This window comes from Pseudomonas sp. GM84, assembly GCF_000282535.1.
In the GTDB taxonomy this organism is placed as follows: domain Bacteria; phylum Pseudomonadota; class Gammaproteobacteria; order Pseudomonadales; family Pseudomonadaceae; genus Aquipseudomonas.
Window position 1 is genome coordinate 1 of sequence record NZ_AKJC01000282.1, and the last position, 7579, is coordinate 7579.

The 7579-nt window shown below is 63.7% G+C and carries 10 protein-coding genes; 3 read left to right on the top strand and 7 right to left on the bottom strand.

Annotated features, from left to right (window positions below):
- Positions 1-37 precede the first annotated feature (37 nt).
- Genes PMI38_RS20870 through PMI38_RS20880 form a run of 3 tightly spaced genes read right to left on the bottom strand, consistent with a single transcriptional unit; the run spans position 38 to position 1713 of the window.
- Positions 38-628, bottom strand: coding sequence for an LON peptidase substrate-binding domain-containing protein (locus tag PMI38_RS20870; RefSeq protein WP_008098323.1), 591 nt, complete (start codon positions 626-628; stop codon positions 38-40).
- 9 nt (positions 629-637) lie between these two features.
- A complete protein-coding gene (locus PMI38_RS20875; protein ID WP_008098326.1) occupies positions 638-1354 on the bottom strand; it encodes an LrgB family protein in 717 nt (238 codons plus the stop codon).
- Positions 1351-1713 (bottom strand): CidA/LrgA family protein, encoded by a 363-nt coding sequence (locus PMI38_RS20880; protein WP_008098328.1) that lies wholly within the window; start codon positions 1711-1713, stop codon positions 1351-1353. The genes PMI38_RS20875 and PMI38_RS20880 overlap by 4 nt, the downstream gene beginning before the upstream one ends.
- Positions 1714-1856: 143 nt before the next feature.
- On the opposite strand from PMI38_RS20880, the gene PMI38_RS20885 reads away from it, so the two are divergent.
- The 3 genes from PMI38_RS20885 (at position 1857) to PMI38_RS20895 (ending at position 4849) form a co-directional block, all read left to right on the top strand.
- Positions 1857-2312 carry a MaoC family dehydratase gene (locus PMI38_RS20885; protein WP_008098330.1) on the top strand — a complete coding sequence of 152 codons (456 nt, stop codon included), beginning with the start codon at positions 1857-1859 and terminating at the stop codon, positions 2310-2312.
- 131 nt (positions 2313-2443) lie between these two features.
- Entirely contained in the window at positions 2444-4177 is a 1734-nt protein-coding gene (locus PMI38_RS20890; protein WP_008098332.1) for a C13 family peptidase, read from the top strand.
- 27 nt (positions 4178-4204) lie between these two features.
- Complete coding sequence (locus PMI38_RS20895; RefSeq protein ID WP_008098334.1) at positions 4205-4849, top strand: oxidoreductase; 645 nt, start codon at positions 4205-4207, stop codon at positions 4847-4849.
- 107 nt (positions 4850-4956) lie between these two features.
- Here PMI38_RS20895 and PMI38_RS20900 read toward each other — a convergent pair whose 3' ends face one another.
- The 4 genes from PMI38_RS20900 to PMI38_RS26765 all read right to left on the bottom strand — a co-directional run.
- A complete protein-coding gene (locus tag PMI38_RS20900) occupies positions 4957-5244 on the bottom strand; it encodes a YceK/YidQ family lipoprotein (protein ID WP_008098335.1) in 288 nt (95 codons plus the stop codon).
- Entirely contained in the window at positions 5241-5870 is a 630-nt protein-coding gene (gene ubiX / locus PMI38_RS20905; RefSeq protein WP_008098337.1) for a flavin prenyltransferase UbiX, read from the bottom strand. The genes PMI38_RS20900 and ubiX overlap by 4 nt, the downstream gene beginning before the upstream one ends.
- A complete protein-coding gene (gene mpl / locus PMI38_RS20910; protein ID WP_008098339.1) occupies positions 5867-7216 on the bottom strand; it encodes a UDP-N-acetylmuramate:L-alanyl-gamma-D-glutamyl-meso-diaminopimelate ligase in 1350 nt (449 codons plus the stop codon). Before mpl ends, ubiX begins: the two co-directional genes overlap by 4 nt.
- Positions 7217-7282: 66 nt before the next feature.
- On the bottom strand, positions 7283-7579 hold a 297-nt coding region (locus PMI38_RS26765; protein WP_008098341.1), incomplete at its 5' end, for a helix-turn-helix domain-containing protein.

Genomic DNA, 7579 nt, shown 5'->3' on the forward strand with positions numbered 1-7579 from the left:
GCCGGCGATAGGGCCAGTAGAGACGCCAGAAAGTCACTCAGGCAAACAACTCACCCTGAATCCGCTCCAACAGCTTCTGGATCTCGGCCAGGCGCTCGGCCGGCGAGTCGATCGCCAGCAGGTCCAGCTTGTCCTCCTCCATGAACGGCAGCAGATAAGCCAGCTGGTTGGCCAGCGCCTGGCGCCCGTCGACATCCCGCGGCATGTCCAGGGCTTCGACCATCGGATGCTCGCCAAGAGCCACCAGCAGTGCCAGCAGGTCGTCATCCTGCTCGGTCAGGGGGCTGTCCGGCTGTTCCGGCAGCCAGTGAACCTCGCCCAGCAGCAGTTGATCCTTCTGCACCTCGGTCTGGCCCAGCTCGAAACGCCGCACCCCTTCCACGCGAATGCCCAGCAAACCATTGTCCTGCTGGACGAAATCGCGAATCTGCGCTTCGCAACCGATCGACGCGACCACCGGCGGCGCCTTGCCGACCTGCTCGCCTTCGAGGATGCACACCACACCAAAGCCTGTGCCTTGCTTCATGCACCGGCCAATCATGTCCAGGTAGCGCGCCTCGAAGATCTGCAAATCCAGCAGACAGCCGGGAAACAGCACGGTATCGAGCGGAAACAGCGGTAGCGTCATCACAACTCCTCAAGCCACCAGGCTGACCGCCAACGGCAGGAACACCGCCGTGGCCACACCCATCAGGCTCATCGCCAACGCGGCAAACGCGCCGCACTCGTCACTTTCCTGCAGGGCCACCGAGGTGCCCACGGCATGCGCCGTAACGCCCAGTGACATGCCCCGTGCCTCGGGGCTGTGCACACCAAAGCGGCTCAACAGCGCAGGGCCGAAAATGGCCCCGATCACCCCGGTAATCAGCACGAACACCGCTGCCAAGGCCGCCACGCCGCCAATCTGCTCGGCTACCAGCATGGCGATGGGCGAGGTGACCGACTTCGGCGCCATGGTCATCAGGATCATGTGCTCGGCCCCGAACCACCAGCCCAGCAGCAGGCAGCAGACCGTGGCGAACAGGCCTCCGATTACCAGCGTAGTAAATGTCGGCCAGAACAGCTGACGGATACGCCGCAGGTTGAGGTACAGCGGCACGGCCAGCGCCACGGTGGCGGGGCCGAGCAGGATGTTCATGATTTCGGTGCTCTTGCGGTATTCGCGGTAATCGATGCCACACACCAGCAGCACCGCGATCACCAGCACCATGGACACCAGTACCGGCTGCAGGAAGATCCAGCGCGTGCGCTCGTAGGCGGCCAGCACAATCTGATAGGCGGCCAGGGTGATGCCGATACCGAACAAGGGATGGTGGACAACCGCATCCAGCGCGCCGTGCCAATCGAGCATCATGACAGCTCCTCGCGCTTGCGCTGGCGCTGCATGAGCTTTTGCATCAGCACACCGACGAATACCAGGGTGACCAGGCAGGAGATCAGCAAGGCGCCAGCAATGGCCCAGAAGTCAGCGGCAATGTCCTTGGCATAGACCATTACCCCAACCGCCGGCGGCACCAGCAGCAACGGCAGGTAGCGCAGCAGGCTGCTGGCCGCCTCGTTCAGCGGCTTGCCCACCTCACCACGGGCCATCAGGAAGAACAGCAATAGCAGCAGGCCGATGATCGGCCCCGGCAATATCGGTACGCACAGATGATTGATTGCCGTACCCAGCAGCTGAAACAGCACCAGCCAGGTCAAACCACGCAACAGCATAAGAGTCTCCTTCGGGCATGCCGGCCATTATAAGCACGGGCGGTGAGAAGCCGATATTCGCCGAAGAGCGGGCCAACTTGACTGGGTCGGCAAGTCGTGCTGATCTAGCACTGTCGTACCAAATAAGAACCTGGAGAGTCGTGATGCCCCTTGTACCGGTAAACGAGTTGTCGCAATACGTTGGAAAGGAACTGGGACGTTCCGACTGGATGAAGATCGATCAACAACGCATCAACCTGTTCGCCGAGGCCACCGGCGATTTCCAGTTCATTCATGTCGACCCGGAAAAAGCGGCGAAAACCCCGTTTGGCAGCACCATTGCCCACGGCTTTCTGACCTTGTCGTTGATACCCAAATTGATGCTGGACGTCCTGGTGCTCCCTGAGGGGATGAAGATGGTCGTCAATTACGGCCTGGACAGCGTACGGTTCATTCAACCGGTGAAGGTCGACAGCAATGTGCGCCTCAAGGTCGAACTGGCCCAAGTGACCGAGAAGAAGCCGGGGCAGTGGCTGCTCAAGGCCACGGTGACCTTGGAAATCGAAGGCGAAGAGAAACCCGCCTACATTGCCGAACCTTTGTCGCTCTGCTTCGTCTGACAAAGCCTGTTCGTGACCAAGCCTGCTGCCTGCTGGCGCAGGCTTGGCCAAGACCCCGTCCGCCCGGTCAGCCATACCTATAGCGCACCATTCTGCGGCATACTCGGCAGACCTATTGCCCGGATTCCGCCATGCGTCCACTGCTCCCATTCGCCCTGACCCTGCTGCTCGCCGCTTGCGGTGATGGCGAAGCATTGTCGCCACCGGACGCGCGCTTGCCCGACGGCGGCCGCTATCGCGGGCAGGTAGTGGACGGCCTGCTGCAGGGTGAAGGGCGCATCGACTACCCCAATGGCAGCTGGTACGCCGGCGACTTCAAGGACGGCCAGTGGCATGGGCAGGGCGAGTGGCACGGCAGCAATGGCGAGGTCTATCGCGGCCAGTTCGCCGCCGGGCTGTTCCAGGGCCTGGGCGACCTGACCACCCCCGGCAGCCACTACGCCGGCACCTTCAGCCACGGCCGACGTGATGGCGACGGCACGCTCAAACAGGCCGACCAGACCTACCGTGGCCAGTTCAAGGACGACCAGTACGAGGGTGCGGGCCAGCTCGAACTGGCCGACGGCAGCCGCTACCAGGGCCTGTTCGCCAAGGGCAAGCCCAACGGTGCCGGCGTGCGCAGCGATGCCAGCGGCAACCAGTTCAGCGGCCGCTTCGTCGACGGCCAGTTGCAAGGCAGCGGCACCTACGACAGCGTCGATGGCGAACAGTACATCGGCGAGTTCAAGGACAACCGCCTCGAGGGCCGCGGCCGCTACGAGAATGCCGACGGCGATGTGTGGATCGGCGAGTTCAAGGACGGTGCGCTGATCGGCGAAGGCGAACTGCTGGGCAGCGACGGTAGCCACTACAAGGGCAGTTTCGTCGACTGGCGCCTCTCTGGCCACGGCAGCCTGCAACTGCCTGATGGCAGCAAATACATCGGCGGCTTCGACAACGATGCCTACCACGGCCAAGGCAAACTGACCCTGGCCAATGGCAAGGTCGAAAGCGGCTACTGGGTCAACGGTGTGCGCGTGCGCGACCAGAAGGGCAAGCTGCTGCCCGACCCACTGGACCTGGCCCTGCTCAACCAGGGTCGTTTGCTCGACGAAGCCCTGGCCCGCGTGCCCCGCTCGGCCCCGCCCATCCAGCTGTACAGCCTGGTGCTGGCGGGCGATGGTCAGCAGAGCGTGTTCCTGCGCGAAGCCGACTATGTCAGCAACATGCTCAAGGTGCGTTTCGGGGCCCGCGGCCAGGTCACCCTGGTCAACCACCGCGACCAGATGACGACCCGGCCCATGGCCACCCGCGAGAACCTGACCCGCGCCGCCCGCACCCTGGCCGAACGCAGCGGCCCGGAAGACCTGGTGTTCATCTACCTGACCAGCCACGGCAGCGCGGACCACCAACTGGTGCTCGATCAGCCGCGCTTTCAGCTGGCCGACCTGCCCGCCGATGAGCTGGCCAGCGCCTTGGCTCCGCTCAAGGACCGCGACAAGATAATTGTCATCTCCGCCTGCTATTCCGGCGGTTACATCGCGCCGCTCAAAGACGATCGCACCGTGATCATGACCGCCGCGCGTGCCGACCGAGTGTCCTTCGGCTGCTCGGAAGAAGCCGATTTCACTTACTTTGGCGACGCCCTGTTCGCCGAGGCATTGAACCAGACCGATGATTTGAAACAGGCGTTCGAACTGGCGCGCAGCAGCGTTGCCGAACGTGAAGGAAGAGAAGGTTTCGAGGCCTCGGAGCCACAGATCTGGGCCCCGCCCGCAGTACTGGCACATTGGCAGCGCCTGCGCCAGCAACAAGCCGAAGAAGCCTTGCGAAATGCCACACAAGCCCAGGCGCAGGAACAGGCAAAAACGCCTGGCACCCACTAAGCTTGTGTGTAACACAGGAGAGACATCATGTACTTGACGCCTCAGCATGTCCTGCTTGCCGGTGCAACGGGCCTTACCGGTGAACATCTGCTTGACCGCCTGCTCAACGAACCCACCATCAGCCGCGTGCTGGCCCCGACTCGTCGGCCGCTGGCGGCTCATCCGCACCTGGAAAACCCGGTCGGCGACCCGGCGGTGTTTCTCCCTCAGCTGGCCGGGCGCGTCGACATCGCCTACTGCTGCCTTGGCACCACCCTCAAGCAAGCCGGCTCGGAACAGGCGTTTCGCGCCGTCGACCTGGACATGGTGGTGGCCTTCAGCAAGCGGGCACGGGAAATGGGCGCGCGGCATCTGCTGGTGGTCAGTGCCATCGGCGCCGACCCGAAGTCGCCGATTTTCTACAACCGGGTCAAAGGCGAGATGGAAGAGGCACTCAAAGCGCTGGACTGGCCGCAGCTGACGATCGTCAGGCCATCGCTGCTATTGGGTGAGCGAATTCAACCGCGGCTGGGTGAACGGCTGGCATCACCGTTTTCGCGATTGATGCCGGGCAAGTATCGGGGGATCGAGGCGTGCACGTTGGCGCGAGCGCTGTGGCGCCTGGCGCTGGAAGAGGAAGACGGGATTCGGATTATCGAGTCGGATGAATTGCGCAAGCTGGGCAAGAAATAGCATTCGTCTGCAAGGGCCCTATCGCCGGCAAGCCGGCTCCCACAGGTACGGCACAGGCTTTGAAAACTGTGGGGTACATGTGGGAGCCGGCTTGCCGGCGATAGGTTTTACAGGCCTCCCGTAGCCTGGAAGCCGATCCCGGCCGCAGTCAGCAGTGACAGCGGCAGCAACAAGGTATCCAGCAACGCACTGCCGGGCAGGTCCAGCCCCGGATACGCCGGTGCCTCGGCACCGAAATGATCCTTCGGGCAGCACCCCCCATTCATCACGTACAGGTCCAGCCTGGTACCGGCATACACCACCGGCGCCCCTGGCTTGTTCGCATCCAGCGTGCGTACCGTGGCACAACCACTGAGCAGGCTCGCGGCCAGCAACCCGGCCAGCGAACGCTTCAATCATCCACCCCGAAATGGTGCTCACCCCAGCGCGGCAACATGTCCTGCGGGATGTTCAGCAGATTGAGAATGCGCGCCACCACGAAATCGACCAGGTCATCGATGGTCTGTGGCTGGTGATAGAAGCCTGGCGCTGCGGGCAGGAGCACCGCCCCCATCTGCGACAGCTTGAGCATGTTCTCCAGATGGATGGTCGACAGCGGCGCCTCGCGTGGCACCAGAATCAGCTGGCGACGCTCCTTGAGGGTAACGTCCGCCGCACGCTCGATCAGGTTGTTGCAGGCACCGCTGGCAATGGCCGACAGGGTGCCGGTGGAGCAAGGCACCACCACCATCGCCGCCGGGGCGCCGGAGCCCGAGGCCACCGGCGACATCCAGTCTTCCTTGCCATACACACGGATCTGCCCGTCCGCAGCACCGGTGTACTCGGTCAGAAACGCTTGTATGGCCTGGGGCTTGGCCGGCAGCACCACGTCGGTCTCGGTCGACATCACCAACTGCGCAGCCTTGGAGATGAGGAAATGCACTTCTCGGTCTTCGCGCACCAGGCAGTCGAGCAGGCGCAAGCCATACTGCGCCCCGGAGGCGCCGGTCATGGCCAGGGTAATGCGTTCCGGCCCGCTCACTTCAGGGCCTCGGCCAGCTTGCCGTGCAGGCCGCCGAAGCCGCCATTGCTCATGATCACCACATGGGTACCCGGGCGCGCCTGGCCCTTGACCCGCTCGATGATCGCTTCAAGGCTATCGGCCACCACGCTAGGCACCTTGCATTGCGCGGCGGTGGCGCCCAGGTCCCAGCCCAGGTTCGCAGGCGCGTACCAGATCACCTGGTCGGCGTCGTTGACGCTTTCCGGCAAACCGTCACGGTGGGCGCCCAGCTTCATCGAGTTGGAGCGCGGCTCGATGATCGCGATCACCGGCGCCTCGCCTACCTGCTTGCGCAGGCCGTCGAGGGTGGTGGCGATGGCGGTCGGGTGGTGGGCGAAGTCATCGTAGATGGTCACGCCCTGCACTTCGGCGACCTTTTCCATGCGGCGCTTGACGCTCTTGAAGGCGCTCAGGCCCTCGATGCCCATCGCCGGCACCACGCCCACATGGCGAGCGGCTGCCAGGGTCGCCAGGGCGTTGGCGACGTTGTGCTGGCCAGTCAAAGCCCAGTCGACCACACCCTGCGCTTCACCCTCGAACAGCACTTCGAACCGCGAGCCGTCGGCGCTCAGCAGGCGTGCTTGCCACTGGCCGCCTTCACCGGTGGTCTGCACCGGGGTCCAGCAGCCCATGCCGATCACCCGCTCCAGGGCCTGTTCGGTGGTGGGGTGAATGACCAGACCCTCGCTTGGAATGGTGCGAACCAAGTGATGGAACTGCCGCTCGATGGCCGCCAGATCGGGGAAGATATCCGCGTGATCGAACTCAAGGTTGTTGAGGATCGCGGTGCGCGGGTGGTAATGCACGAACTTCGAACGCTTGTCGAAGAACGCGCTGTCGTATTCGTCGGCCTCGACCACGAAGAACGGGGTATCGCCCAGACGCGCCGAAACCGAGAAGTTCTGCGGCACGCCCCCGATCAGGAAGCCCGGACTCATGCCGGCGTGCTCCAGCACCCAGGCCAGCATGCTGCTGGTGGTGGTTTTGCCGTGGGTGCCGGCCACCGCCAGCACCCAACGGCCCTGCAGCACGTGGTCGGCCAGCCACTGCGGGCCGGACACGTAAGGCAGGCCTTTGTTGAGCACATACTCCACCGCCGGGTTGCCCCGCGACATGGCGTTGCCGATGACCACCAGGTCCGGCGCCGGGTCCAGCTGGGCCGGGTCGTAGCCTTGGGTCAGCTCGATGCCCTGGGCCTCGAGCTGGGTGCTCATCGGGGGATAGACGTTGGCGTCGGAGCCCGTGACGCGGTGGCCGAGCGCTTTGGCCAGCACCGCCAGCGAACCCATGAAAGTGCCGCAAATACCGAGAATATGAATATGCATGGTCGACCTCGCAAAACTTCGAGGCAGGGTAGCCCAGGGCGGGGGAAATCGCACCCGCTGTTTCGCTCAGGCGCCCCTGGCAATGCCGTGTTTGCGCAGTTTTCGATACAAGGTATTGCGGCTGATGCCCAAGTGCTCAGCGACGCGGGTCAGGTGCCAGTGTTTTGCCTCCAGTACTGACAGCAGAGCTACGCACTCGGCTTCCTCAAGGCGCACTGGCGCGCTCTTGTGGGAGCGACTGTTTTGCTCATGATCTCGAAGGCTAGTGCTATATCCGTGTGGGAGCGGGCTTGCCCCGCGAACACCGGCAAAGCCGGTGCCATCCACCGCGTTGCCTGCTTCGCGGGACAAGCCCGCTCCCCC